Origin of the sequence: Nocardia sp. N2S4-5, from assembly GCF_044628355.1 — a bacterium.
Taxonomy (GTDB): Bacteria; Actinomycetota; Actinomycetes; order Mycobacteriales; family Mycobacteriaceae; genus Nocardia; species Nocardia wallacei_B.
The window spans coordinates 633,665-659,950 of sequence record NZ_JBIUPM010000001.1 but is presented as its reverse complement, the minus strand read 5'-3'; the positions used below and the strand labels follow the sequence as shown (position 1 = coordinate 659,950).

At 66.7% G+C, this 26,286-nt stretch carries 25 protein-coding genes; 15 read left to right on the top strand and 10 right to left on the bottom strand.

Annotated elements, in window-relative coordinates; all coding sequences use genetic code 11:
- Positions 1–60: 60 nt before the first annotated feature.
- Complete coding sequence (locus ACFMRZ_RS03120; protein WP_280270766.1) at positions 61–870, top strand: SAM-dependent methyltransferase; 810 nt, start codon at positions 61–63, stop codon at positions 868–870.
- Positions 871–922: 52 nt separating this feature from the next.
- Here the strand turns inward: ACFMRZ_RS03120 and ACFMRZ_RS03115 are convergent, their stop codons facing one another.
- Both ACFMRZ_RS03115 and ACFMRZ_RS03110 read right to left on the bottom strand, forming a co-directional pair.
- Positions 923–1,828, bottom strand: coding sequence for a hypothetical protein (locus tag ACFMRZ_RS03115; RefSeq protein ID WP_400177812.1), 906 nt, complete (start codon positions 1,826–1,828; stop codon positions 923–925).
- A 323-nt stretch (positions 1,829–2,151) separates the two neighbouring features.
- The gene (locus ACFMRZ_RS03110) at positions 2,152–2,919 is read right to left on the bottom strand and encodes an SDR family oxidoreductase (protein WP_400177811.1); all 768 of its coding nucleotides are present in this window, start codon (positions 2,917–2,919) and stop codon (positions 2,152–2,154) included.
- 177 nt (positions 2,920–3,096) lie between these two features.
- Between ACFMRZ_RS03110 and ACFMRZ_RS03105 the strand changes: the two genes are divergently transcribed.
- On the top strand, positions 3,097–4,017 hold the full coding sequence (locus ACFMRZ_RS03105) for a helix-turn-helix transcriptional regulator (RefSeq protein ID WP_400177810.1): 921 nt from the start codon (positions 3,097–3,099) through the stop codon (positions 4,015–4,017).
- Here ACFMRZ_RS03105 and ACFMRZ_RS03100 read toward each other — a convergent pair.
- The 3 genes from ACFMRZ_RS03100 to ACFMRZ_RS03090 all read right to left on the bottom strand — a co-directional run bounded on the left by ACFMRZ_RS03100 (position 4,014) and on the right by ACFMRZ_RS03090 (position 7,123).
- Positions 4,014–5,105, bottom strand: a complete 1,092-nt coding sequence (locus tag ACFMRZ_RS03100; RefSeq protein WP_400177809.1) for a terpene synthase family protein — start codon at positions 5,103–5,105, stop codon at positions 4,014–4,016. The two genes, ACFMRZ_RS03105 and ACFMRZ_RS03100, sit on opposite strands and share 4 nt — an antisense overlap.
- Positions 5,106–5,117: 12 nt before the next feature.
- Complete coding sequence (locus ACFMRZ_RS03095) at positions 5,118–6,149, bottom strand: polyprenyl synthetase family protein (RefSeq protein WP_400177808.1); 1,032 nt, start codon at positions 6,147–6,149, stop codon at positions 5,118–5,120.
- Positions 6,150–6,346: 197 nt separating this feature from the next.
- Complete coding sequence (locus ACFMRZ_RS03090; RefSeq protein WP_400177807.1) at positions 6,347–7,123, bottom strand: creatininase family protein; 777 nt, start codon at positions 7,121–7,123, stop codon at positions 6,347–6,349.
- Positions 7,124–7,556: 433 nt separating this feature from the next.
- Between ACFMRZ_RS03090 and ACFMRZ_RS03085 the strand changes: the two genes are divergently transcribed.
- The 13 genes from ACFMRZ_RS03085 (at position 7,557) to ribA (ending at position 20,931) form a co-directional block, all read left to right on the top strand.
- A complete protein-coding gene (locus ACFMRZ_RS03085) occupies positions 7,557–8,786 on the top strand; it encodes a helix-turn-helix domain-containing protein (RefSeq protein WP_400177806.1) in 1,230 nt (409 codons plus the stop codon).
- 187 nt (positions 8,787–8,973) lie between these two features.
- A complete protein-coding gene (gene mvk, locus ACFMRZ_RS03080) occupies positions 8,974–9,969 on the top strand; it encodes a mevalonate kinase (protein WP_400177805.1) in 996 nt (331 codons plus the stop codon).
- Complete coding sequence (gene mvaD, locus ACFMRZ_RS03075; RefSeq protein ID WP_400177804.1) at positions 9,966–11,009, top strand: diphosphomevalonate decarboxylase; 1,044 nt, start codon at positions 9,966–9,968, stop codon at positions 11,007–11,009. Before mvk ends, mvaD begins: the two co-directional genes overlap by 4 nt.
- On the top strand, positions 11,006–12,100 hold the full coding sequence (locus tag ACFMRZ_RS03070) for a phosphomevalonate kinase (protein ID WP_400177803.1): 1,095 nt from the start codon (positions 11,006–11,008) through the stop codon (positions 12,098–12,100). The genes mvaD and ACFMRZ_RS03070 overlap by 4 nt, the downstream gene beginning before the upstream one ends.
- A gap of 189 nt (positions 12,101–12,289) precedes the next feature.
- Positions 12,290–13,426 (top strand): type 2 isopentenyl-diphosphate Delta-isomerase, encoded by a 1,137-nt coding sequence (gene fni, locus ACFMRZ_RS03065; RefSeq protein WP_400177802.1) that lies wholly within the window; start codon positions 12,290–12,292, stop codon positions 13,424–13,426.
- A complete protein-coding gene (locus ACFMRZ_RS03060) occupies positions 13,423–14,478 on the top strand; it encodes a hydroxymethylglutaryl-CoA reductase (RefSeq protein ID WP_400177801.1) in 1,056 nt (351 codons plus the stop codon). The genes fni and ACFMRZ_RS03060 overlap by 4 nt, the downstream gene beginning before the upstream one ends.
- A gap of 20 nt (positions 14,479–14,498) precedes the next feature.
- Positions 14,499–15,671: a hydroxymethylglutaryl-CoA synthase gene (locus tag ACFMRZ_RS03055; RefSeq protein WP_400177800.1), complete on the top strand. Its 1,173-nt coding sequence runs from the start codon at positions 14,499–14,501 to the stop codon at positions 15,669–15,671.
- A gap of 28 nt (positions 15,672–15,699) precedes the next feature.
- Positions 15,700–16,659 carry a ketoacyl-ACP synthase III gene (locus tag ACFMRZ_RS03050; RefSeq protein WP_400177799.1) on the top strand — a complete coding sequence of 320 codons (960 nt, stop codon included), beginning with the start codon at positions 15,700–15,702 and terminating at the stop codon, positions 16,657–16,659.
- A complete protein-coding gene (locus ACFMRZ_RS03045; protein WP_400177798.1) occupies positions 16,656–16,883 on the top strand; it encodes an acyl carrier protein in 228 nt (75 codons plus the stop codon). The genes ACFMRZ_RS03050 and ACFMRZ_RS03045 overlap by 4 nt, the downstream gene beginning before the upstream one ends.
- Before the next feature lie 18 nt (positions 16,884–16,901).
- Positions 16,902–17,954: a terpene synthase family protein gene (locus tag ACFMRZ_RS03040; protein WP_400177797.1), complete on the top strand. Its 1,053-nt coding sequence runs from the start codon at positions 16,902–16,904 to the stop codon at positions 17,952–17,954.
- A gap of 68 nt (positions 17,955–18,022) precedes the next feature.
- Positions 18,023–18,871, top strand: a complete 849-nt coding sequence (locus ACFMRZ_RS03035) for a terpene synthase family protein (RefSeq protein WP_400177796.1) — start codon at positions 18,023–18,025, stop codon at positions 18,869–18,871.
- Complete coding sequence (locus ACFMRZ_RS03030) at positions 18,868–20,229, top strand: prenyltransferase/squalene oxidase repeat-containing protein (RefSeq protein ID WP_400177795.1); 1,362 nt, start codon at positions 18,868–18,870, stop codon at positions 20,227–20,229. Before ACFMRZ_RS03035 ends, ACFMRZ_RS03030 begins: the two co-directional genes overlap by 4 nt.
- 111 nt (positions 20,230–20,340) lie before the next feature.
- Positions 20,341–20,931 (top strand): GTP cyclohydrolase II RibA, encoded by a 591-nt coding sequence (ribA, locus tag ACFMRZ_RS03025; RefSeq protein ID WP_400177794.1) that lies wholly within the window; start codon positions 20,341–20,343, stop codon positions 20,929–20,931.
- Between the two features lie 4 nt (positions 20,932–20,935).
- Here ribA and ACFMRZ_RS03020 read toward each other — a convergent pair whose 3' ends face one another.
- The 5 genes from ACFMRZ_RS03020 to ACFMRZ_RS03000 form a co-directional block, all read right to left on the bottom strand.
- On the bottom strand, positions 20,936–22,132 hold the full coding sequence (locus ACFMRZ_RS03020; RefSeq protein WP_400177793.1) for a helix-turn-helix domain-containing protein: 1,197 nt from the start codon (positions 22,130–22,132) through the stop codon (positions 20,936–20,938).
- A gap of 164 nt (positions 22,133–22,296) precedes the next feature.
- Positions 22,297–23,703, bottom strand: coding sequence for a tryptophanase (locus tag ACFMRZ_RS03015; protein WP_400177792.1), 1,407 nt, complete (start codon positions 23,701–23,703; stop codon positions 22,297–22,299).
- A gap of 26 nt (positions 23,704–23,729) precedes the next feature.
- A complete protein-coding gene (locus tag ACFMRZ_RS03010; protein WP_400177791.1) occupies positions 23,730–24,761 on the bottom strand; it encodes a methyltransferase in 1,032 nt (343 codons plus the stop codon).
- A complete protein-coding gene (locus ACFMRZ_RS03005; RefSeq protein WP_400177790.1) occupies positions 24,758–25,438 on the bottom strand; it encodes an O-methyltransferase in 681 nt (226 codons plus the stop codon). The genes ACFMRZ_RS03010 and ACFMRZ_RS03005 overlap by 4 nt, the downstream gene beginning before the upstream one ends.
- On the bottom strand, positions 25,438–26,238 hold the full coding sequence (locus tag ACFMRZ_RS03000; protein WP_400177789.1) for a hypothetical protein: 801 nt from the start codon (positions 26,236–26,238) through the stop codon (positions 25,438–25,440). Before ACFMRZ_RS03000 ends, ACFMRZ_RS03005 begins: the two co-directional genes overlap by 1 nt.
- Positions 26,239–26,286: the final 48 nt, after the last annotated feature.

The following is a 26,286-nucleotide window of genomic DNA, read 5'->3' as shown; positions in this document are numbered from 1 at the left end:
GGCTCGGCCTAAGATCGACACAGCGATGGCTTCAGACGACAACGGAACGGAGACAAGTCGGTGGTCGACAAGGAACCGGTGGACCTCGGCATCGACCGAGCGCACGGTGCCCGTATCTACGACTACATCCTCGGCGGCAAGGACAACTACGAACCCGACCGGGCCGCCGGTGACGAATCATTGAAAGTGTGGCCCGCGCTGCGGGTCCATATGCGAGCCAATCGCGCCTTCATGCACCGTGTCGGCCGTTTCCTGGCCGCCGAACGCGGCATCCGCCAGTTCCTCGACATCGGCACCGGCATCCCCACCCAGCCCAATCTGCACGAAGTCGTCCAGGCGGTCGCGCCCGACGCTCGGATCGTCTACGCCGACAACGACCCGATCGTGCTCGCCCACGCCAGGGCGTTGATGACCAGCACCCGAGAGGGTCGCACCACCTACATCGACGCCGACATGCGCGACCCGGAAGCGATCCTCGCCGCCCCCCAACTGCGCGACACGCTCGACCTGAACGAGCCGATCGGGCTGTTGCTGATCGCGATGCTGCATTTCATCGAGGACGACGACGAAGCACTCCGGGTCGCCCGCCACGTGATCGATGTCCTGCCGCCGGGCAGCTACTTCGCCGCCACGATCGCCACCGACGACTTCGCCCCCGAACCACTCGCCAAGGTGCGCGACCTCTACCATTCGCACGGCGAAACCCTCCGGTGGCGCACGAAGGCGCAGGCCGAGCAATTCTTCGAAGGGCTCGAACTCGAAGAGCCGGGCCTGGTCCAAATGCACAAATGGCGTCCGGATCCCATCCACATCGGCTCGGTCGCCGACGCCGACATCGCAATGTACGGCGCGGTCGGACGCAAGCACTGACAAAACGAGAGTGGTCGGCAGCAATGCCCGGCCGCGTCTCGAACAGACGCGATCATGCCTCGGGAGCGAGTAGGGCGGGCTCGTGCGCTTCGACGTTCTCGGCGGACGGTTGAGGACACCGTGTCCAGAGCGTTCGGTTGGGACCGAATGTGGCGTAGCCGCTTGTCATACCGGTCCATCGATACCCGGGGCCATGGTAGCGAGGGGTGATCCAGGACCACCCGAGATTCCCAGCGCGGAGCAGTCCGAGGCCATCGAGCACTGTCCCGAGATCGTGTTCTGCCGGGTGGCCGCGGTATCGCAGGCGTAGATCATCGGAAAGCTGTGTGAGTTGCCGGTCGTCTTCCGCGGCCAGATCGCACACGGTGTAGACGGCGCTCTGCAGTGAGATGCCGCGGTCTCGCATCACGCACAGCACGGAATTGAACTCGTCGCCTGCGAGGATCTCTTTGCGCATCGACAGCAGATCGTTGGTGAGAGTTATGTGGTCACACGTCAGCCGGGCAGCTTGTGCGAGGTCAGGGTCGTCGCCGATACTTCCGAGATCGAGATCATGGAGATATTCCAGCAGAACAATATACGAGTACATACCGATGGATTGCTCGCGGATCCGGCGATAGTTCTCCAGATCTGGAAACTCGTTGCGGGAACGATAGGAGTTCTCTTCGGCGGTGTACTGGAACCAATCTTCTTGTCGGGCCACGAAGCGCTCCCATACATGCGGTCGCATGCGCGAACGTAAACGTCCAAAAATATCGGCGAAGGCCCGGCCGTAGGGATGCTGCTCTTGCCACGCCCGCTCGACCCGCTCGAAGAGCGCCTGCTCGACCAAAGCCAGATCGTCGATGGCGAAGAACAAGCTTGTCACACAGGATAATTCGAGAACTCGGTCGACCGGAGCGGTCGGGAATACCATAGCGTCCCACGGGATGTAGTGATCCTCGAGGAAGCGATCCATGGAACTCCCGGCCAGAGGTAAGAATTCGGTAGTCCAGAGTGCATTACCGGCTCGGATTCTGGGCCATTGCGGATGTAAGGCGACCGGTGTCGAGCAAGCGATCTCGGGCTGGTAATAACCCTCATTCCGAATATCGTGCACGATACCTCCCGTACCGGACCGGCTGTCGGGTCTCGAAGTCCGATGTCATATCATTTCACCCGCTTCGCCACTTGGATCCTTCGTCAGTGCGTACGACCGATCATCGTGAGGGTCTGTTCTCAGCGGAAGCTTGTGCGGTGCATACCGAGTATCTTGTCGGCGCATATCATTTCGGTTCCGCGTTACGACGGCTGCCGGGTCGGCATGATTGTGATCTGCTGCAGGTTCACCCGCGCGGGCTGGGCGGCCAGGAATTCGACGGCCGCGGCGATATCCTCCGGTTCGAGCCAGGTCATCGCCTGTTTCGACCCTTCGAGCCAGTCCTGGGCGCCGGCGTCGGTGACGTGGCTCTGCAACTCCGTGCCGACGATGCCCGGTTCGATCGCGGAGACACGGACGTCCTTGGCGCCGAGTTCCGCGCGCAAGGTGCGCGACAGGTGCGTCACGTAGGCCTTGGTGCCCGAGTACACCGCGAAGTTCGGGAAGATGTTCTGCGCGGCGATCGATGACGTGTTGACCAGGTCGGCCACGCCCTTGTCGGCGGCCGCGGCGATCAGCTGCGGGACGAACGCGCCGATGGCATTCATCAGCCCGGTCACGTTCAGATCGATCTGCCGCTGCCACTGCTCGACCGGCAGCTCCTCGACAGGCGCGGGCAGCATGACACCCGCATTGTTGAACAGCAGATCGACGGTGCCGAGTTCGGCGGCGACCCGCTCAGCCGCGTGACGCACAGCCTGCGCATCGGTCACGTCGACGGCCAGGGCCAGCGCCGTCCCGCCGGCCTGCTCGATCTCCTTGACCAGTTGCTCGAGTCGATCGGCCCGGCGCGCGAGCACGGCAACCTCGGCCCCGGAGGCGGCCAGCCGTTTGGCGGTGGCCTCGCCGATACCGCTGGAGGCGCCCGTCACGACGGCGACGCGTCCGGCGAGGGTGTTCTGGATAGTCATTGGTGATCTCTCCTCGGTGTGGTCCGCGGCGGTTGGGCCGCGTATTCGAGACAACCGCCGAGAGAGGCCCCGCAGACGGTCGAATCGCGCCCTGATCGACCTAGGTCCGGCGAACCTGGGTCCAGCAGACCGACCTTTGGTGGCGACAGGCGCTCCCGGTCCGGCCAGACTGGATCCATGGAGCACAACGCCGAGCTGAAGGAGTTCCTGCGCACCCGCCGTGCGCGCCTGAACGTCGAAGACGTGCAGATCGGTGGAACGGGCGGTGTGCGCCGGGTGCCGGGACTGCGGCGCGAGGAGGTGGCGCAGCTGGCCGGGGCGAGTGTGGACTATTACAGCCGCCTCGAGCAGGGACGCAACCTGAACGTCTCCGACGAGGTGCTCGACGCCGTTGCCCGCGCCCTGCGCCTGGACGAGGTCGAGCGGTCCTATCTGTTTCAGATTGCCCGGGCGAATCCGCGGCGTGCCCGGCGCCGCACTCCGGCGCGAGTGCAGCGCGTCCGCCCGGGGATCCGCCGCATTCTCGAGACGCTGGAGGACGTGACCCCCGCGTTCGTCTTCGGCCGCCGCATGGACATCCTCGCAACCAACCGTCTCGCCCGGGCGTTGATGACCGACTTCGAGGCGCTCCCGCCTCGGGACCGAAATATGTTGCGCTACACCTTCCTCGACGAATCCGCCCGCGAGCTGTACGTCGATTGGGAGGAGGTCGCCCGGGACAACGTCGCGGTCCTGCGCCTGGACGCCGGCCGCCACCCCGACGACCCGCTGCTCACCGAACTCGTCGGCGAACTCGCGGTCAAGAGCCCGGAATTCCGGCGTTGGTGGGCGGACCACAACGTCCGCGAGCGCAGTCACGGCACGAAGCGCTACCACCATCCCCTCGTCGGCGATCTCACCATCGACTACGAAAGCGTCTCTCTGCCAGGCGATCCCGACCAGACGTTGTGCATCTACACCGCGGAGGCGGGTTCACCGTCGGAGACAGCGCTCGAACTGCTCGCCACGTGGACCGGCGCACAGCGGCTGTCCGCGGCCGACGGCCCCGATCCGGAACACCTGTCGCGAGCCGAGCGGTCGGGCGCCCGGGAACGCTAGGGCGAGACAAGGGTGGGGAGGTCTTGGCGGCGATCCTGGCAGTAACGCCTGGTCTCCGGTTCCACGTGCCATCGCAGGGCTCCCCCGGTGCTGAGCAGCAAACTATCCCACCAAGCGGTTGCTCGGGCGGTTTCGCGAGGATCGAGTTGCAGCTCACCCAGTAGAGCAGGGAGGCGGGCTTGCTGAGCGAGCACGTTGTCGCACAGATCGAGGACCAGCCGGTAGGCGCTATCGATGGCGTCCTGCAGACCACAGGATCGGTCCTGCTGAATGGCGTAGACGACGTTGCTGTAGGGATTTTCTCGGGCGAGACTGCAGATGTCGTTCCACCAAGCAACGATCAATGTGCAGTCGGTGAGTGTCTGCTGAATGGTGGGGTGACGAATGAACCGCCGCGGCAAGAAGGCGGCATCGGTGAGTTCGATGTACTCCCAGTCGAACGACATCTCGGAGGCCCAGAACCGTTCTCGGCGTTGCTCGGTCACCGTGGCTACGCGTCGATCGACGCGTAGCCCGGTCTCCCACCGGTAGTGGTCCAGCCAGCCGAGCGTATGGGTGACGATGCGTTCCCACAGTTCGGCGCTCGCACGTTGTCGTATTTGTTCCCAGAGGTGCATCAGCGCATAGTTGAACGGGTCCGACGCCTGGTCGGGTACGTAGCCGGCGAAGACCTGTTTGCTGACCTCGACGGTCTCGGCGGTGGCGGCCTTGTCCCAGCCGAGGGGTCCGTCGAACCGGTCGTCGCAGGCGAAGAAGAAGCCGAAGATATCGGCGACCAGTTGCAGATCGTTCCGGCCGATTCGCGGATGCATCAATGATGCGACCCGCACGACGCAGGCGCCGGTGGCTTCCTCCAGGTGGACACCCAGGTCGGCAAGTCGGTTTCGGACCGGAGCGACTCGGTCTTGGAAGAGGTTGGCTTCGAACGGCAGCCGGATTTCGAACTCCGGGAATCGCACCCGCTCGCTGCGTGTGAACTTCGGATCGGCGAGCCCTCTCGACTGCGCACTGTCCATATCGCATTCTCGGTCCTGATTTTCGGTTGCCAATTCCTTGCCTCCAGGTGCGTCAAGGCTCTCGAACTCCATCGCGGCATCCACTCACCGGCGCCGGTGGGTAACGAGATGCGCCAACACGATGAGGTCGTCGACGTCTGCGCGATCGGCGAGCACCGCCAGAGCCGCGTCGATCTTCTGGTCGGCGTACCGCTGGGCTCGCTGTTTACCGCCCGCGGTGACTATCAGGTCCGCGGCGTGGGCCGCCCGCGTCGGTGTGATCGGCGTGCCCGACCGGTACAGCGCGGCGAGTTCGGCCGCCGCGGGGTCATTCGATTCGAGCGCTGCCACGACGGGGAAAGTGCGTTTTCGCCGGATGACGTCGTTTCCTGCCGGTTTTCCGGTGACACCCGGATCGCCCCAGATCCCGAGCAGGTCGTCGGTGATCTGGAATGCGATTCCGAGTTCGCGGCCGAATGTGTCCAGGGCGGTGACGGTGGCGGCGTCCGCTCCGGCGCAGGCGGCGCCGAGCGCGCACGCGCACCCGAGCAGGGCGGCCGTCTTGCCCTCGGCCATCGCGAGGTATTCGTCCACCGAAACCATCGAGCGGGTTTCGAACGAGCAATCCTCGGACTGCCCCTGACACAACTGTGCCGCAGCGCTTTCCACCCGGGCGACCGAGTCCGCGGCCACGGAGGCAGGCAGCGTCTCGACCAGCACGCGAACAGCCGCGGCATGCAATGCGTCGCCGAGGCAGATGGCGTCGGGCATTCCCCACACACTCCAGACCGTCGCACGGCCACGCCGGATCCGGTCCGCGTCCATCACATCATCGTGAACCAGCGTGAAATTATGGATCAGTTCGACAGCGACCGCGGCAGGCACCGCAACCACCGGATCCGCTCCGCAGGCAGTGGCCGCGGCGAACGACAACGCGGCACGCAAACCCTTTCCCCAGCCCGCTCCGGTCGGATTGCCGGATCGGTCCCTCCAGCCGAAATGGTAGGTCGCCATGCGCCCGAGCGGCTCGGGCAGTTCCGCGATCGCGTCCCGCAGTCCCGGCTCGCACCGCCGCCGAGCGCTCCGCAGCACCGTCTCGGCAGCATTCGCATCGAAACTCGTTGCTGTTCGGGTCATTACGCCTGCACCGTCCTCGGCTCTGATCTTCGCCCGCCAACCACGACGGCACGGCTAGGCCGATCCCGCACCCGGCCGGTTCGCACCGGATCGGAGCGATATTGATTCTCAGGATCGGCTCGCGGCCCGCCCGGAACAACGCAGTCCGGCGCATGCCTGCCATGCGGCACCCGCATAGCCACCGCATCTACCCACACCTATGAGTGCACGGAATCGATGCCGTCGCGGCGGTACCGGGCGACGGCCCCCACCGGCAGCCGGTGGCAGTCGGCGAGCACTGCGAGCTGATCGGCGAAGGATGCGGTGAGGCTGTCGAGTGCGGCTTGTCCTTTGGCCGCAGTCGCCAGCGACGGGTAACCGATGATGCCGCTGGCGGTGTAGCCGGCCATGCCGGTGACGAACAGATGCCGGCGATCACCCGTCGCGTTGTCGGCCGATCGGTAGGTGTCGCCGACGAGTTCGGGACAGGTGTGGAGCAAGATCGAGGTTTCCAACTCGCCGCCGTGCATATCGGTGTGGCTGTCGGTCCGCATGCCCGCGTATTCGCGTGCGGCGTTCCAGTCTTCCTTCGTCGGAAACAGCGCCATCGTGCGAGCGTCGGTGTTGCGCTCACAGACGACATTGGACAGCACATGGTTGCCACCGTGCCCATTGACGACCACCAAGGTAGTGACACTCGACCGGGCCAACGATTCGATGATGTCGTCCACGACCGCGACCAGCGTGGCTGCCTTGATCGACACCGTTCCGGCGAAGCCTGCGTGTTCGTGTGAACAGGACACGGTGATCGGAGGGAGCAGGAACAGGTCGTAGGCCGCGGAGAGTCTGTTCGCGATCGAACAGGCGATCGCCGTATCGGTCATCAGCGGAAGATGCTGTCCGTGCTGTTCGAAACTCCCGATCGGGAGAATCGCGGTACGGGCCCGAGAGACGGCCGCATCGGCAGAGGTCGCGGTGTTGATCCAGGAAGACAACGCGCCACTCCCCTGGGTTCGAGTTCGTGGTCGTCCGGATACGCGCTCCCAGACGGTTATCGTATCGTAGCGGTCGGCGCATGCGTCGGACACGGCTATGCAACACCTGCATATCGGTCATTCGCTATCGACGTAACTTGTTCTCGCCGTGCAGTTCTCGCATACACTTGAGCTATCGACCATCGCGAACGCACTACTGCAACCTCGATAGTGCGCACCGCGGTGCAGTGAGGCTGGCGGGCGAGCGCCGAACGATCTCGTGACGGCACAGTCGCGAGTTTCCTTGCGCGACAGTCTGTCGGACTCCCGGATTGGAGTCTCGATGGGGAATGCCAGGATTCAGACCTGTACGCGGTGCGGCACCCGGCTCGCTCGTGACAACGTGGGTCCGTGCTGCGGAGCATGCGCGCGGGCGAACGATACGGCCCCGCAGTTGTCGGCCGCCGACTGGCGCACCGCCGACGTGCGAACAGCATTGCGTAGCAAGGATATCGGTGCGGTCATCCGTGCGTGGCGGCACCATCCCGCCCACGGCCCGCGCCCTGTCCCCCAGACCGATCTCGCGCGCTGGCTCGACATCACGCAGGGCCAGCTCAGCCGAATCGAGAACGGCCGCAGCAGAGTTCGAGACATCGACAAGCTGAGCCGCTACGCGCGCGTTCTCGGCGTGCCGGCCGAGCTGCTCTGGTTCGAGATCGACGAGCCGGCGCCGAACCCGCCGCCCGCCACCGAACGACTCCGGCTCCCCAGCGGCACAGTCGATGTCGCTGCGCCGGCCGCGAAGCCGGTGCTCGCCGACTCGCTGCTGAGCACCCTCGACGAATACGTGCTCACCGACAACCTCGCCGGACCACACGCGCTGTTGCCGATCGTCACCCAGCAGGTGCAGTTCGTCGAACACCTGGCACGCGTCAGCCGCGGCCGGACCCGCACCAAACTCCGCGCCGTCCACGCACGATTCGCCGAGTTCCTCGGGTGGCTGCATCAGGACGCCGGAAACCTCCGCGCCGCCATCGAATGGACGACGACCGCGGCCGGTATAGCCCGCGAGGCCCACGACGACCGGCTGCTGTCCTACATCCGGATGCGGCAGTCCAATCTCGCCGCCGATTCCGGCAATCCGCACGCCACCATCGAACTCGCCCAAGCCGCCTTGCGCACACCGGCCAGACTGACGCCCCGATTACGCGCGATGGCATGGCGGCAGCTCGCCCACGGCCACGCTCAGCTCGGCGCCGCCGGGGACTGTGCCCACGACCTCGAGCAGGCCTGGGACCATGCGACCCAACCGGACGGGGAGAACGATCAACTCGCCGACTACTGCACGCCCGAATACATCGCCATGGAGGCTGCCGCCTGCCTGGTCGACCTCGGGCACCCCGACAAGGCCATCGCCACGCTCGAGCCCCGCCTACCCCGCTGGCAACCCGAGAACCGCCGAGACCTGGGCCGCGGACTGGCACTGTTCGCTGTCGCGCTCGCCCGCACGGGCCAGTCCGATCAAGCGCTCGACGTCGCGGAGCACGCCCTGACGATCACGGCCGAGACGCTGTCGAACAGGGCCGAACAACAGCTGTACCGCGTTGTACGGCAATTGATCAACGCAGACGCGCCCGATCATGCCGCGGAATTGCGCATCGCGCTCCACCAGGCACTGCGCTGACTTCGCCAGGGGCCTGTATGCCGCCCGCGCATGGTCTCCATGCGCGGGGAAACCTTCCGGCTACTTCGGCGGAGCACGATTCTGAAACTGCGTTCGATGCCGACTCCATCACGCGATGTTCGTTCATCGAATGACCGCACCGTCACGCCGGCCGGAAGCGGCCGCCAGGGTAAAAGGTAGCGCTGCAATGACTCTGACCGATACCGCCCCGGACCGTGCCACCGGGACAGGACGTGCACACGGCAAGGTCGTCCTGATCGGCGAGCACACCGTCGTCTACGGCATGCCCGCCATCGCGATTCCGATGTCCGGACTCTCAGCGCACGCCACGCTGCACCCGCCGGAGGCCGGCTCGCCTCCGCCTGCCCCATCCGCTCATTGGCTGGGGCACGACGACGCACTGGAAGTCCGGTTCACCTGCAGTGCCGACACGATCCCGGCCGGTTCCGGCGTGGCCGCCGCCACCGCGGCGGCGCTACGGTGCTGGGATCCCCGCGGCCGGCCGTGGGAGGTGCGGATTCGCAGCGACATTCCGCCCGCGCGAGGTTTGGGATCCAGCGCCGCGGCCGCCGCGGCATCGGTGCGCGCAGTCGCCGACCTGTGCGGCGCGGCGCTGGACGAGCGCTCGCTCTACAGGCTGGTGCAGACCGGCGAGAAGGTCACACACGGCCGACCCAGTGGCGTCGACGCCGCAGCGGTCACGGCCACAGGGCCGATCCGGTTCGCCGCCGGCATAGCCCGGCCGATCCCCACGCGTGTGGACGCCCGCCTCGTCGTGGCCGACACCGGCGAATCCGGCAGCACGCGGCAGGCCGTCGATTCGGTGCGCGCGAGACTGCAACACGACCACGCGAATGCCCGGCGGTTGCTGACCAAGGCGGCCGAACTCACCGAGGGCGCCGCCGCCGATCTGGCGGACGGAGACGCATCCGGACTCGGAGTGCGGCTGACGGAGTTCCAGCGGTTACTCCGCGAATTGGGTATCAGCACAACAGAACTCGACCGGCTGATCGCTGCCGCTCTGAAAGCCGGTGCGTGCGGCGCGAAACTGACCGGCAGCGGGCTCGGGGGCTGTGTGCTGGCACTGGTCGAACCACACCGCGCCGCGACCGTCCGCGAGGCGCTCACCGCAGCGGGCGCCCACCGGACATGGACCGTGCCGATGACACAGGAGACGTCATGAGTACCTCCGAAACCACCTCCCGCCCAATCCAATCCGCACGGGCGGGAAGCGGACCGGTCGCGATCGCCTACCCCAACATGGCGTTGGTGAAGTACTGGGGCAAACGCGACGAATCGCTGATCCTTCCGGTCACCAGCAGCCTTTCGATGACCCTCGACATCTTCCCCACCACGACCCGAGTCACGCTGCGACCGAAAGCGGCGGTGGATACCGTGACGCTCAACGGCCGTCGCGTGCCGCCACAGACCCGCGTGCGCGTCGAACGATTCCTCGACTTGGTGCGCGACATGGCGGGCCGGGCCGAGCCGGCCCGGGTGGAAACGAACAACACTGTCCCGACCGGCGCCGGGCTGGCCTCGTCGGCCAGCGGCTTCGCCGCGCTCGCCGCCGCGGCGACGGCCGCCTACGGTGTGGAGTTGGACGCGAGAGCGTTGTCCCGTCTCGCACGCCGCGGGTCCGGATCGGCGTGCCGCTCAATCTTCGGAGGTTTCGTCACCTGGCATGCCGGAACAGGTTTCGGCGCCGCCGGCGACGAGAGCTGCTATGCCGAGCCGATCGAATGCGCACTGGATGTCGCGCTGGTCGTCGCGATCGTCGACGCCGAGCCCAAGGCGCTGCCGAGCCGGACGGCCATGCGGCATTCGGTCGCGACCTCGCCGTTCTACCTCCCGTGGGCCACCGCGAGCCGCACCGACCTCGAGCAGGTCCACGCCGCGCTCGCCGCCGGAGACCTGGAGCGCGCCGGGCAGATCGCCGAACACAACGCACTGGGAATGCATGCGGTGCTGCTCGCGGCCAGGCCGGCGATACGGTACCTCGCACCTCGGTCGCTGCGTGTGCTCGACCGTATCGAGAGACTGCGGGCCGACGGCATCTCGGCCTACGCCACCATCGACGCCGGTCCCAACGTCGCCGTTCTGTGCGCTCGCCACGACGCGGCACGCGTGGTCGTAGCACTGCGCGAACTCGACGCCACGATGGCGATCCGTATCGCACACCCAGGCCCCGGTGTCACCGTGACAGGTGGCGACCAACGATGATCCGCCGCCGCGCACCCGGCAAGCTGTTCCTCGCCGGCGAGTACGCCGTCCTGCAGCCGGGACATCCCGCGGTCGTTGTCGCTGTCGACCGCTGCGCCACCGTCACAATAGCCGAAACCCATTGCGGAGAAACGATACTCGGCTCGGATCTCGGTGACGGGACGCGAATCCGATGTCTGCGCGACCGAGGTCGCTTGGTCCCGGCACCCGGACACAGCGACGAGAACTTCGAGTACATACTGTCGGCCGCGAACGTCGTGGAACGGCTCGTAATCGAATCAGGCGGGCGGCCACAGCCGTTCACCGCCACGGCCACCGGTGCCGACCTGACCGACGGCTCCGGCCGCAAACTCGGGCTGGGCTCCAGCGCCGCGATCACCGTCGCCACCGTCGCCGCCCTCACCGACTTCTATCTCCTCCCACTCACCCCTTCCGACCGTTACCGGCTGGCCATGCTGGCCACCCTCGCGATCGACCCGAGAGCGTCCGGCGGCGACATCGCGGCCGCCACATGGGGTGGGTGGATCGCCTACCACAGCCCCGACCGTGCCCGAATCCAGGAACTGGCCGGCACGGTCACCGGGGCGCTGCGCACCGATTGGCCTGGTTTGTCGGTCCGCCCACTACCGACGCCGCACCGCGCCCGCCTGCTGGTGGGGTGGACCGGGCAACCAGCCTCGACCTCGGCGCTGACCGGACGCACCGGCGGCAACCACCGGAGTATCCGAGCACACCCGACATTTCTCGCCGGGACCACGGCCTGCGTCGAACGTCTCATCACAGCCGTGGCCGCCGACGATGTCCTCGGCGTCCAGCGTGAGATATGCCAGGCCCGAACACTTCTCGAGGACCTCGACGCCGTCGCAGGTCTGGGAATCCGCACGCCCGAACTCGACGCGCTCTGTACCGCAGCCGATATCGTCGGCATTGCGGCCAAGTCCTCCGGCGCCGGTGGCGGCGACTGCGGTATCGCCGTCGTCGCCCGTGACCGCACCGAGCAGGCCGCCGCACTGATCCGCCGCTGGTCCGCCGCCGGAATCCGCCATCTCCCGCTGCAGGTATACCTCGGCGACAGCAATGCCGCCGAGTGACCCTGTCACCACCGGTCACTCGCGGGCGATCCGTCGGGTATGCGCACAACACATGCGGCGCATGCGCACCGGTGTCTTCTGTTCGGCTATCGAGAGCCCGAAGCTGAGATCACGCTCTCATTCCCGTGTAGCCGCCCAGCGGGCTCGGCGCCGGCGTGACGGCACGGATTCCCGTGAAAGGAGGCATGAATGACGACCCGCCCGGACTCGATCGGCGATCGCAAGGACGACCATGTGCGGCTGGCGGTCGACCAGCACCGGCAACCTGCCGAGGGCAACGACTTCGACACGGTGCGCTTCGTACACCACGCGCTGGCCGGCATCGATCGCATCGACGTCGATCCGACGGTCGAGGTCGCCGATTGCCGTTGGCCCGCACCGTTATACATCAACGCGATGACCGGCGGAAGCCACCGCACCGGCGCGATCAACCGCGAACTGGCCGTTGCCGCCGCCGAGACCGGACTGCCGATCGCGGCAGGTTCGATGAGCGCCTACCTGCGCGATCCGGCGCTTGCCGAGACTTATCGGGTGCTGCGCACAGAGAATCCGCGCGGCGTCGTGCTCGCGAACGTCAACGCCGACACCACGCCCGAGCAGGCCCGCCGCGCGATCGATCTCCTCGAGGCGAACGCGCTGCAGATCCACCTCAACGCCGTCCAGGAAATCGTCATGCCCGAGGGCGACCGCGACTTCGCCCATTGGGCAGGGCGGATCGAGGCCATCGCCGCGGCCGTGGACGTTCCGGTGATCGTGAAGGAGGTCGGATTCGGCCTCAGTCGAGCGACAGTGGCGCTGCTGGCCGATCTCGGGGTCACCGTCGCCGATGTCGGCGGACGTGGCGGAACCGACTTCGCGCGCATCGAGAATCGGCGGCGTGCCGACCTCGGATTCTCCTGCCTCGAAGGCTGGGGACAGTCCACGCCCTGCTGCCTGCTCGCGGCCACCGGCGTCGACGGCGTGACGCTGCTCGCCTCGGGCGGTATCCGCTCTCCGCTCGACACCGCGCGCGCACTCGCTTTGGGAGCCCGCGCGACCGGAGTAGCGGGAGCGTTCCTCACGGTCCTGCTCGACCGCGGCACCGACGCACTCGTCACGACGATCCGCGGGTGGCTCGATCACCTCGTCTCGATCATGACCGTGCTCGGCGCCGCCACACCGGATGCCCTCACAGACTGTGACCTCCTGTTGACCGGCCCCGTCGAAAGCTATTGCCGTGCAGCAGGTATCGACACAACGCAGTTCGCCCGCCGCAGTGGGTCCCGCGTCGCGACCCGCTCCGACTCGTGGCCGGGCGCACCGGCCGAAGGGACGGTTCTCGCATGACCACCTCGCACAGCCCGGCCACCGACCACGCCACCGTGCCGATGGCGTGGCTCGGCCCGCTCCGTATCCGCGGCAATGCGGTCACCGGCGAATTCGACATTCCCTTGGCCACTTTCGAAACTCCCCTGTGGCCCTCCGTGCGCCGCGGCGCCGCCGTGTCGAGACTCACCGACCAGGGCATCGTCGCCACGGTTCTCGATGACCGGATGACCCGCTCGATCCTGGTGGAAGCCGACGACGCGAGTATCGCCCTCGCCGCCGTCGGTCACGTCCGGGACCGGTTCGACGAACTCCGCGATCTCGTCGCCGCGGACAGCCGGCACACGCGGCTGATCGATCTGCATCATCAGATCGCCGGGAATCTGTTGTTCCTGCGCTTCGAATTCACCACCGGCGACGCCGCGGGCCACAATATGACCACCCAGGCCGCCGACCGGCTCGCCGCCCGGATACTCGCCGACATTCCGGGATTGCGCTACGAGTCGGTGTCGGGAAACTACTGCACGGACAAGAAGGCCAGCGCCGTCAACGGCATCCTGGGCCGCGGCAAGAACGTCGTCGCCGAGATCATGCTCCCCCGTGAGGTGGTCGAGCGCAGATTGCGCACCACGGCGGCCCGGCTTGCCACGCTGAACACCCGCAAGAACCTCATCGGCACCCTGCTCGCCGGCGGAATCCGTTCCGCGAACGCCCATTACGCCAATATGCTGCTCGGGTTCTACCTCGCCACCGGACAGGACGCGGCCAATATCGTCGAGGGCTCACAAGGCATCACCCGTGCCGACGACCGCGACGGCGATCTCTATTTCTCCTGCACGCTGCCCAATCTGATCGTCGGCACCGTCGGTAACGGCAAACATCTCCCGCATGTCGAGCAGGCGCTCACCCGCCTCGGCTGCCGCCAGGAACGGCCGCCGGGAGCCAACGCCCGCCGACTCGCCGCGCTCGCCGCCGCCACCGTGCTGTGCGGAGAGCTGTCACTGCTTGCGGCCCAAACCAATCCCGGTGAGCTGATGCGCGCCCACACCCGGTTCGAACGCACCCACCGCTGACACCGAAGGAGGACTCGGCCATGCCCCACCCGCGCGTCGGAATCGCCGACCTGTCCATCGCCACCACCCACTACATGATCGATCACGCCACCCTCGCCCGGCACCACGGTGTCGACGTCGCCAAATACCACCGCGGGATCGGCCAAGACGCGATGAGCGTCCCCGCTCCCGACGAAGACATCGTCACCCTCGCCGCCGCCGCGGCGGCGCCCGTCCTCGAACGCCACGGCACCAGCGCGCTGCGAACCGTGTTGCTGGCCACCGAAACTGGCGTCGACCAGTCCAAAGCCGCCGGCCTGTATCTGCATCCGTTGCTGCGGCTGCCGCACACCACCCGCGTCGTCGAACTCAAACAGGCGTGCTACGCCGCCACCGCGGGCCTGCAATTCGCCGCCGGACTCATCGCCCGCGACCCGGCCCACCAAGTGCTCGTCATCGCGACCGATATCGCCCGCTACGACACGGGCACTCCGGCAGAGGCCACGCAGGGCGCCGCGGCCGCGGCGATCCTGGTCACCGCCGACCCCTGCATCGCCGAACTCGAGTCCGTCACCGGCGTCCACTCCAGCCACGTGATGGATTTCTGGCGCCCCAATCACCGCACCACCCCGGTCGTCGACGGCAAGCTGTCCATCACGACCTACCTCGACGCCACCGCCCACGCCTACGCCGACTACCGCCGCCACGGCGGCCGCGACCTCGACGACTTCGCCGCTTTCTGCTACCACCAGCCATTCACTGCGATGGCCTACAAGGCCCACCGCCACCTGCTCGGCACGCACGGGCAGGCGACTTCCCACGACGACCTCGACACCGCGCTCGCCGCCAGCACTCATTACAACCGGGCGATCGGCAACAGCTACACCGCGTCGCTGTACCTGGCGCTGGCCTCGCTGCTCGACCACCGAGACGAGCTCGGCGGCCGGCACGTCGGGATGCTCAGCTACGGCTCCGGCTGTGTTGCCGAGTTCTTCTGCGCCACCGTCGTTCCCGGCTATCGCGACCATCTGCGTGCCACCGCCCACGACCACGCGGTCACCGCCCGCAAACCCCTCGCCTACGACGACTACCGGTCCCTGCACGAGTTCCGGATCCCCGTCGACGCAGGCCGCCACAATGTGCCCGAACACACCGCCGGCGCCTTCCGGCTCGCGGCCGTGGAGGGCCACGAACGCATCTACGAAACCCGCTGACCCGCACCACGGAAACGACATTCAGCAGATGACCGCACCCGACAACATCCGTCTCACCGCCATCGGCACCTACCTCCCCGACCTGCGGGTGCCGAACCTGCCCGCAGCGACGACTCTGGGTGTCGGCGAAGACTTTCTGAACACCAAGATCGGTATTCACACCCGCGCGGTCAAACAGCCGCAGCAGCGGACCAGTGACCTGTGTGTCGAGGCCTGCGAAGACCTGCGGCGGCACGCGAGCGTGGACCTCGACGCGACACAACTGCTGTGCGTCGTCACCCAGAATCCCGACCAGCGGATTCCACACACCTCCGCCATCGTCCACGAAAAGCTGGGGCTGCCCGGCGCGTGCATGACCTTCGACCTGTCCCAGGGCTGCGCCGGCTACACCCACGGCCTCGCGGCCACCGCCGCCCTCGCCGACCGATACGGGTTCGAACACGTCCTGCTGTGCACCTGCGACCCCTACACCACCATCACCGATCCGCACGACCGCAACACCGCGCTACTGTTCGCCGACGCTGCCACCGCGACCTACCTCACCACCGACGCCCCCGGCTACCGGATCGTCGACGCCGACTTCGGCACCGCACCCGGCACCACTTCCGTACTCCGTTGCGGCACAGAACATCTCACCATGGACGGCCGCGGCGTATTCCTCAACGCCGCTCGCGAGGCGCCCCGGAGCATCGAGCGACTCCTCGACCGCAACGGGCTCGGCCCGCACGACATCGACGTGATCCTGGCCCATCCCGGATCCAAACGCATCATCGACGTGGTCCGCGAAACACTCGGCGTCGACGAGGACCGGCTCCCGTTCGAGATCGCCCACTACGGCAACACCGTCTCCTCCTCCCTGCCCCTCATGCTCGCACCCCGCCTCCACACCCGGCCACCGGACACAGTCCTGCTCGCCGGCTTCGGAGTCGGCTTCACCTGGGGCACCAGCCTCATCCAACACACCCGATCGGAACGGAGCACCCGATGATCACCGCACACGACATCAGCGACCTCATGACCGGATTCGACACCGGCACCGAATCTCTCGAACCGCATGTCCCCCTGGAGGATCAGGGCGTCGACTCGATGGACATGACCACGCTGCTGACCCGCGTCGAAAAGACCTACGGCATCACCATCCCCACGGCCGACGCCGACGAACTCCACAGCCTCGACCAACTCGCCGACTACGTGAATTCGGTCCGCACCTGACCAGGGCCGGACATCAGAATGACGACGGCGCAACACCTTCCGATCACGGAGCCGCCCGGCTTCTACTGCCCGATCGAGCCGGCCATCCATCCGGACGCCGCTTCCGTCGAGGCGAAAGCCCATGCGTGGCTGGCGAAATGGAACCACTTCGACAAACACCCGGCCCGCGTGCTCGACAGCCGAGGCGCCGAGTTCTTCGCCCGGATGGTGCCGCACGGGCCGGCCGACCGACTACAGATCGCCGTCGAATGGACCTACTGGGGATTCGCGTTCGACGACACCTACTGCGACAGTGCGCCTTGGAACACCCGCACAGCCGAGTTCGCGCGGCTCACCGGGCGTATTCTGCGCATGCTGGAATCGCCGGGCTCGGACATCACCGAACCCGGCGACTGCATGCGCCCGCTGGCCGACGTAGCACGCAAATTCAGCGAGGTCGGCACGCCCGTGCAATACCGGCGCTGGGTGCTGGCTCAACGGGCCTGGTTGACCGGAGTGATCTGGCAGATCGGTAATCAGTCCCGCGCGGTCATGCCGTCGCTCGACGACTACCTGGCCATGCGCATCAACAGCGCCGCCGGAGAACCCGTCACCGCCATGATCGAATTGGTGACCGGACCGCAGATCCCGGCGGACGAATTGGATCACCCCGCGGTGCGTGCCTGCACCGAGATGGCGCGGATGCTGGCCTCGCTGGACAACGACCTCCAGTCCTACGCCAAGGACGTCCACCACGACGAGTCCGACCAGAACATCGTCAACGTGCTCGTGCACCAGCGCCACTGCCCTCGCGGCGCGGCGCTGCGCGACGCCGTCGCCCTCCGCGACCACATCATGTGCCGATTCCTGGAACTACGTGACAAGACCGCCCCGCACCAGTCCGAGCCCACCCGCCGGTATCTGACAGACCTGGGGCACGTCGTGCGGGGAAATCTCGATTGGGGCTTCAGCACGCCGCGCTACCGGGTACCCGGCGCCACACCAACCGGCCACTGGGTCGACCACCCCCACGACACCGGCACCGAACCACCCGCCTCCAGCCTCGCCTGGTGGTGGGACCGGCGCCTGTAGCCCGGCCCGGAAAGCCCATCCACTACCGAAGACGTTGCGCCGCAGCCACATACATTCAGGAGTACGACATGGTCGAGGTCCGGAACGAACTCAACGGCGTGCAGGCCGCGCGCGCACTCCAGCTCATGACGGTGGCCGGCCGCTGGTGCTCGAGCTACGGGTTTCACACCGGAGCCGCGATCGAGGCCACGGCAATGACCATCGCATTCTCCGCACCAGCCGCGATAGGCGTGGCGCGTTTGGTCCCGGCGCAGCTGGTGGGTGTGTGGCTGTCGGTCACCGACGACGTCTTCGACACTCAGCTCTCCGACCGGACCCGGTTACACAATCTGGTCCAGCGCTACGACGTAGCCGCCGCTACCGGCCGGTGCGCCGACGACACGGACCCGTACGAGAGTGCGCTCGTCGATATCGTCGGCCGTCTGAGTTCCTTACCCGATTACGCGCGGTGGAAGCCGTTCTGGCATCAACAACTGCACACCGTCCTGCGAGAATGGGAATGGGCCTGGCGGGCCGACCACGCCCAAGTTCGACCCGAGCTGGACGAATATCTGTCGCACAGTTCGGCGTATGGCGCGTGGCCGGTGGTGATCGCATTGTGGATGGCCGCCAGCGGCCCCGAGATCCTCGACCCGCTGCGAGAATCCTTCGACCACGCACAGACCGCCTTGATGCTGACCAACGATCTGGCCACCGCCGATCGAGAATACGAGCAGCACACCGTGACCAACGCGTTGTTCCTCGGCGCCGAACCATCCCGAATGCAGCACCTCATCGCCGACCACTTGCTTGAGCACAAACGCCTGGCCCAGCCGCACGCCGACACCACTGCCGGTCGGATTGTCACCCGGCTCACCGATTTTCTGATCGGCTTGCAGCAGATCGACATCCATCACCCGGAATGGCAGCACCGATGACGGACGCCGCCTCGATACTCGCCGATCTGGCCGCGACACCATGGGGGCAGCTCGCCGGTCCGTCGGTTTACGAAACCGGGCGACTCGTGGCATTGGCACCGTGGCTCCCTCTCCACCGAGAACGCGTCCGATGGCTGGTCGAGAGTCAGGCGCCGGACGGCCTGTGGGGAGACCCGGGCATGAGCGCGTACCGGATAGTGCCCAGTCTCAGCGCGATCGACGCTCTGTTGATCGACGGCACCGCACGAGGAAGGGCCACGGCGTGGCGTGCGCTCCATCGCCTCGACACCGACATCTCCGCACTACCGGATACGCCGGGAGCCGAAATCCTCTGCGCCGGCCTTGTCGAATCGATCAATCACCGAGTGCCGACACGGCTTTCCGCGCCGGCGGACTACTTCCGTCGCCTGAGCAAGGCCCGGCGAACTCTGCGGAGTCCGTCGACCCCGCCGACCAAATTGCTCCACATGCTCGAGGTGGATCCGGTTGCCGCACGGGATCACCCGTACATACGACCCGCGTCCAACGGCTCGATCGGTGCGTCACCCGCAGCGACGGCCGCATGGCTCGGCAGCGCTCCGGCAGGCGACCACCCCGCATGGCGATACCTGCTCGCCGCAATACACCGGTACCACGGGCCGGTCCCCTGTTGTCTCCCCATCACCACATTCGAACGCGCCTGGGTACTCGGTTGGCTTACCCAAACCAGCGTCGACGTGCCGTTATCAACCACGCTCATCGAGCCGCTCACCGCGGCTCTCGGACCCGACGGGGCGCCGACCGCCGACGGATTGCCGCCCGATGCCGACACCACGGCCTGCACACTGCACACCCTCGCCTTGCTCGGACACCCGCGCAATCCCGACGTCCTGCGCAGATTCGAACTCGACACCCACTACTGCACCTGGCCCGGCGAAGACGGAATGTCGGTCACTACCAACGCGCATGCGCTCGAGGCGTTCGGCATTCACGGTGACGACGCGACTGTCGGAAAGATCCGCGCCTGGCTGCTGGACCAGCAGAAAGACGATGGCAGTTGGCACGATCGCTGGCACGTATCGCCGTTCTACGCCACGTTCTGCGTGGCCCGCGCCCTGGCTGTCTACACGACGGACCAGGCCGCAGTCACCCGGGCCGCACGGTGGGCCGCACAGCAGTCCCCGGCAACGCGAGAAGAAGCCGCCTACGCAATCCTCACGACGCACCTCGCGCACGACTGTCCCTCGCCCCAGTCTCTCGCGGCGCTACGGTCCCCGAAACCACAGCCCGCGCTGTGGATCGACAAAGACCTCTACCACCCGACAGCCATCGTGCGCGCGGCGGAACTTGCCGCCATGTCATCGATCGGCATCCTCTGACATCGGCTGCTACATGCTGCGGCGGGGGATAACTGTTCGATTGCTAGCGTATGTTGATCTTGTGATGAGATTCGGAACACGGTCGAAGTGACTCCGGGACCGGTGTCTTCGGTGGGGGCTTCCGGTGCCCGGGTTCCGCCCGCGGCGATCCGTGCGCGGGTGGCCGTGGTGCTTCGTGGCACTCGGTCCGCGGCGGAACTCGTGACCTTCGACCGTCTCCTCGACGGGCGCGAGCACCTGGCCATCGTGGTGGCCGATGCGCCCGAGTCAGCGGCTCATCCGCCGCTGGTCCGGGTGCACAGCGAATGCTTGACCGGTGACGTGTTCGGATGCGATCGCTGCCGATGCGGACCACAGTTGCAGTACGCCTTGGGTGCCATCGCCGAACGTGGCGGTGCCGTGCTGTACCTGCGTCAAGAAGGCCGCGGCATCGGTCTCTACAACAAGCTCGACGCTTATGTGCTGCAGGACGATGGCTACGACACCTACGAAGCGAATCAGCTGCTCGGACGGGGCGCGGACGAGCGAGACTACGGCGTAGCGGCGCAGATGCTCTACGCGCTCGGCATGCCGCGCATCGAGTTGCTGACCGGAAACCCCGACAAGGTACGGCAACTGCGCACTCACGGCATCGAGATCACGGCCATCCTGGCGGCCGACGACGACGACCGTCCGGGCCCACCGAGACGAACCTTCACGTGACAGCTCACAGGGCGCTGTGCAGCGTGATTCGCAGTTTCGCCGCATGGTCGTGCGCTCCGGACACCTGTAGTTGCCGCATCAGCCGGTAAAGCTGGATTTCGGTTCTCGTGGAGTGCGTTTCGGCGGCGATGACGAGGGCGTGTCCCGCGACCTCCACTGCCCTGTCGGGCTCGCCGGTAGCGGCCAGAGCGGTAGCGAGAAGAGTCAGTCCACGGCCGAGGTCGCGGCGGTTTTCCGGATGCCAGCGTGGCAATCGCGGTTCCAGCACGTCGATTGCCTGTTCGGGGCGGCGTATTTCGATCAGGCAGTCCGCCGCTTCCAGGGCAACGTTGTCGGGTGTGCAGTGTCGCGCGAGGTCGGTGGCCTCGGCCGGATGCCCGGCGTGCCGAGCTGCCCGGTCGAGGGCACGCCGGCAGCTGTCGGCATCACCGAGACGGGCATGACCGCGGGCGAGCTGACACTGCGCCATCGCCCGGTGCCGGTGCGTCAGATCCGTCGGCGCGCGCAGTGCCGTCCGGGTCAGTTCGAGCGCCGCGGGCGCGTCCCCCGCGTCGGAGGCGACGCTGCTCTGCCGCAAGCGGACGTAGGACAGCAGCCGGCCGTCCCGGGTCGCACGGGCCAGTTCCACGGCACGAGTGGCCCATTCCGCCGCGGCGGAGAGGTTTGCGGAATCCTGATACAACCAGCTGAGGAATTCGGCAATTCTGGCCCGCACCATGCGCAATTCGGCCCGAGCGCTCGCACTGCTCGTCTCCTCGAGGTGTTCGACGAACCTCGCCTGCTGAGTCACGACCGGGAGCAGAGAATACGAACCGGCCAGCCTGTCGGTACGCACGTATTCGTCGAGAGTGGTCAGCAGCGATCCGGCAAGGACCGGTTCGGGCGCGCGGGCGGCGGTCGTGACGACTGCGCCGTTCGGCAGTCGAAGTCTTTCCGCGGTCGGCGCCGCCGGCCCGCCGGTGTCGTCCAGTTCGAACCACAGCAATTCGGCGGGCACCCCGAGCACGCGCGCATAGTGGATGAGTTTGTCCAGATCACGAACCCGGTTGCGGCCGTTCTCGATTCGGCTGAGCTGGCCCTGTGTGACATCGAGCGCATCGGCGAGGGCCGTCTGTGGAATCGGCCGGGGCCCGTGCGCCTCGTGATGTCGCCATGCCCGCAGCACAGCGCCGATGTCCTTGCTGTACAGGGCGTTACGCATCGCACCGGTTCTCCACGCGGCCGCCGGCAGAGAAGGAACTCGACGCTGAGGTCGGGTGCAGGCGACGCAAACGGGCCCTCGACAGCCCGCAGTAGTGAGTCCACAAGCGTGCACGTACGGGTAATAGCCCGAAAGTATCGAGGTAATCCAGCGAGCTGCCGGCTCTATGCCCCGGACCGGGTGACCGTGCTGTCCGCCGGAGCGAATCTTCCCTGGAAGAACCTCAGCACCGAGGGCTCATGGGTGAAGGTCAGGCCGGTGGTGATGGCGGCACGGTCGTTGTGCACGTTGATGATGCTGTCCGCGACGAAGTCGAGGTGGCTGCGGGTGTAGACACGGCGCGGAATCGTCAGTCGCACGAGTTCCAGTTTCGGGTAGCGATGTTCGCCGGAGGCCGGGTCGCGTCCGGCGGAGACCGTCCCGCGCTCGGCGGCCCGGGTGGCGGAGTCGAGATAGATTGCGGCGGCGAGGGTTTGAGCGGGAAACTGGGAGCGCGGGAGGTGTTCCAGGGTAGCGGCGGCGTCGACGCAGACCGCGTGTCCGCCGATGGGCCGCATGACGGGAACACCGGCGGCGATGAGTCGATCACCGAGGTAGCCGACCTGTTCGACGCGGGCCCGGATATTGTCGTGCTCAACCGATTCCTCGATGCCGCGGGCGACGGCTTCCATGTCGCGGCCGGCCATTCCGCCGTAGGTGTGCAGGCCTTCGTAGATGACCACGAGGTTGCGTGCCTGCTCGGCGAGATCCGGGTCGCGCACGGCCAGCCAGCCACCGATATTCGCGTAGCTGTCCTTCTTGGCCGACATGCAGGCGCCGTCGGTCAGGCGGCAGATCTCGGCGAGGATGTGGGCGATGCTCTGGTCGGCGCGGCCTGGTTCTCGCTGTTGGATGAACCAGGCGTTCTCCACGGCGCGGGCGGCATCGAGAATGATCGGGATGTCGTGTGCCGCAGTGAGTTCGCGCGTCTCGGCCAGGTTCGCGAGGCTGATCGGCTGGCCGCCGGCCATGTTGACGGTGGCGGCGAGCGAGACGTAGGGAATGTTCTCGGCGCCGACGGTTCTGATCAACCGGTCCAGTTTCGCGAGATCGACGTTGCCCTTGAACGGGTGCTCGTCGGCGGGGTCGTGAGCCTCGTCGACGATGATGTCGTGGAATGTGCCGCCGTTGAGTTCCTGGTGTGTGCGGGTGGTGGTGAAGTACATGTTGCCCGGAATGTGACTGCCGGGTCGCACCAGGATGCGCGAGAGGATGTTCTCGGCGCCGCGTCCTTGATGAGTCGGTATCACATGGTCATAGCCGTAGTAGTGCTGCACCGCCTGCTCGAGCCGGTAGAAGCTGCGGGAGCCGGCGTAGGCTTCGTCGCCGATCATCATGTCCGACCATTGACGATCGGACATCGCGTTGGTGCCGGAGTCGGTGTAGAGATCGATGAAGACATCGGCGGAACGCAGCAGGGAGGTGTTGTATCCGGCGGCGCGCAGTGCTGTCCGGCGTTCCTCCGGGGTAGGCAGCCGGATCGGCTCGACCATCTTGATGCGCCACGGTTCGGGCGGGTAGGGCGGGTACACAGGTCTCCTTCGCCGAGTGGTCAGGGTCAGCGTTTGCGGGCGACGAGAACACCGTTGGCGCCGAGTCCGTTGAACGCGTGCGTGTCGACGGTGTCGAATCCGGCGGTGTCCAGCCAGCCGGTGTATTCGGCCACGGTGTAGTTGCGTCCCCAGGTTTCGATGAGCATGTTCAGGCTCATCAACGCCGCCAAGGGCGGCCCGGTCTTGTCATCGGCGACGAATGATTCACAGATCAGCAGATATCCCTGAGCAGGAAGGGCTTTGGCGCACGCGCACAGAATGTCGCCTATCTCGGTTTCACCCCAGTCGTGAAGAATATTCGACAGCAGCACGGCATCGTGACCCACCGGTAGCGGGTCGGCGAAGAAGTCCCCCGAGACGATGTCGATGCGGTCGCCGAGTCCCGCCGCGACGACCGGGGCCTCGGTGAGTTCGCAGACGAACGGCAGGTCGAACACGGTGGCGCGCAGTGCCGGAAATCGCTGGCACAGTGCGATATCGAAGGCCGCGCCACCGCCGCCGACGTCGAGCATCCTGGTGATCGATGTGAAGTCGACGGTGTCGGCCAACAGCGTCGCGGTGTAGCGCGACAGCGAGTACATCCCGTCCCAGAATGTCTGCACCATGACCGGATCGTCCGGCGCGAACAGCGATTCCTGTTTCTCGACATCCCAGCTGGTCGGGTGATTACCACGCAGCGAGGTCGCGAGATGTTCGTAGGCGGGATATTCGTGGCGGTCGACCACCTTGATCCAGCCACCGAAGTAATGCGGGCGGCCCTCGACCAAGTACTCCTCGGCCAGCACCGTATCGCTGTAGTGACCGCTGTGATCGCGTTCCAGCAAGCCGATTCCGGCGCAGGCGGTGAGCAGCAGCTCCGCGGGGCGGGACGCGATACCCTGCCACGCGGCGAATTCGTCGATCGTGGCGGTCCGGCCGGACAGCCACGTGAACAGCCCGAGTTCGTCGGCGAGTGCCAATGCCTTGAATGCGTAGACGCCCGAGGTGATTTCCATCAGAGGCACGGGAGTGACGGACGGGTGTGGCTCGGTGGTCATCGGTTCTCCTGACCGTCGCGTTTGCGAGCGAGGGTGACACCGTCGGCAAGCGGGAGCATGACGACGTCGGTGCGGGGGTCGACGGCGGCGTGTTCGTTGAAGGCGCGAATCGCGGCGGCATTGCCTTCGGCGGCAGTGTTCACGACCGCACCGCCGTAGAAGACGTTGTCCACGACCAGCATTCCGCCGGGCCGGAGTCTGGGGACCAACTGCTCCCAGTAGTCGATGTAGCCGACCTTGTCGGCGTCGACGAACGCCAGATCGATGACAGGTTGCCGCGGCAGCAGGGCGAGAGTGTCTATCGCGCGGCCCAGACGCACGTCGATTCGGTCGGCGACACCGGCTCGCGCCCAGGCTTCGCGGGCCAGTGAAGTCCAGTCCTCGCGAATATCCAGAGTGATCACCTGCCCGCCGGCACGCAGACCGCGCGCCAGGCACAGCGTGGAATACCCCGTGAAGGTGCCGACCTCGACGATCATCCGGGCCTTCAGCAGGCGTGCCAGCATGGTGAGCAGCGCCCCTTGCTGCGGTGGGATCTGCATTTCCGCGACCTCGCCCAGCCGGAGGGTGTCGGCGATGAGGTCGGATGCTACCTCGTCGGGAGGACACCCGTAGGTCAGCATGTACTCGTGCAGAGCATCGGTCAGCGCGACCGTTTTCGACGCACCCGCGGTCATCACAACCCCCGGGTCGACAGCATGCCGGACGATGCCAGGCGTAGCGCATCGGATCGTTCGGTGAGCAGATCGGCGGCCCGGAATTCGAGAGCCGCGATCTCCTGGCCGGAACGACTCGGGGCGGTCGCCGATACCGGCACGGTGTGCGGGTAGAGGCCGTGTCGCTCGAGATCGTGAAGAACCGCTCTGATCCGGTGATACAACTGGCCGTACAGGACTCGGCGGCAGACCCCTCGGCGTCTGGTGCCGAAGAAGTCGTCGTAGAGCGCAGCCTCTGCGTCGGTGGGGCCCTGTCGTGGCGAGCGGCCGGCGCGGCGCAGCAATGACGGTCCGTCGGGCACGAGCCGGTCCGCAACCGCCATGTGCACTCGCTGCTGCAATCGCCAGCGCGTGGTGAATGCGCCGGCACACTGTGAATCGCCCGTGCTCACACGCCGCGCCAGACCGGGAAGCGGACGGTAGTCGACCGCCCATTCGCCGCTGAATGCCGGGTGCTGTCGAGACATGGCCGACCGCAGGGCCCTGTGGTACACCGGCGGTGGGCAGCTGCCGGTGTACAGGAACATCAGCGTTCCCAGGTCCGCCAGTGCGGCGCAGTCGCCGCCACCGCGGTGGCACGTCGCTCCGTCGAGGTGCCGCCGCAGCGATTCGGCGAGCAATCGCCAAGCGACGAAGGCGATCTGGTGGCCGATGATCCAGCGGAACCAGGCCAGACCCTGGAGATCCCAGGCCGGTATCGCCGCGCCCCAGCCACGGTTCGGACCGCTCCGGGCGATCCGGACTTCGAGCGGATCACCCATTCCCGGTGCACCGCATCCGCACGGCTCCGTTGCCGCACACTCCCCCAA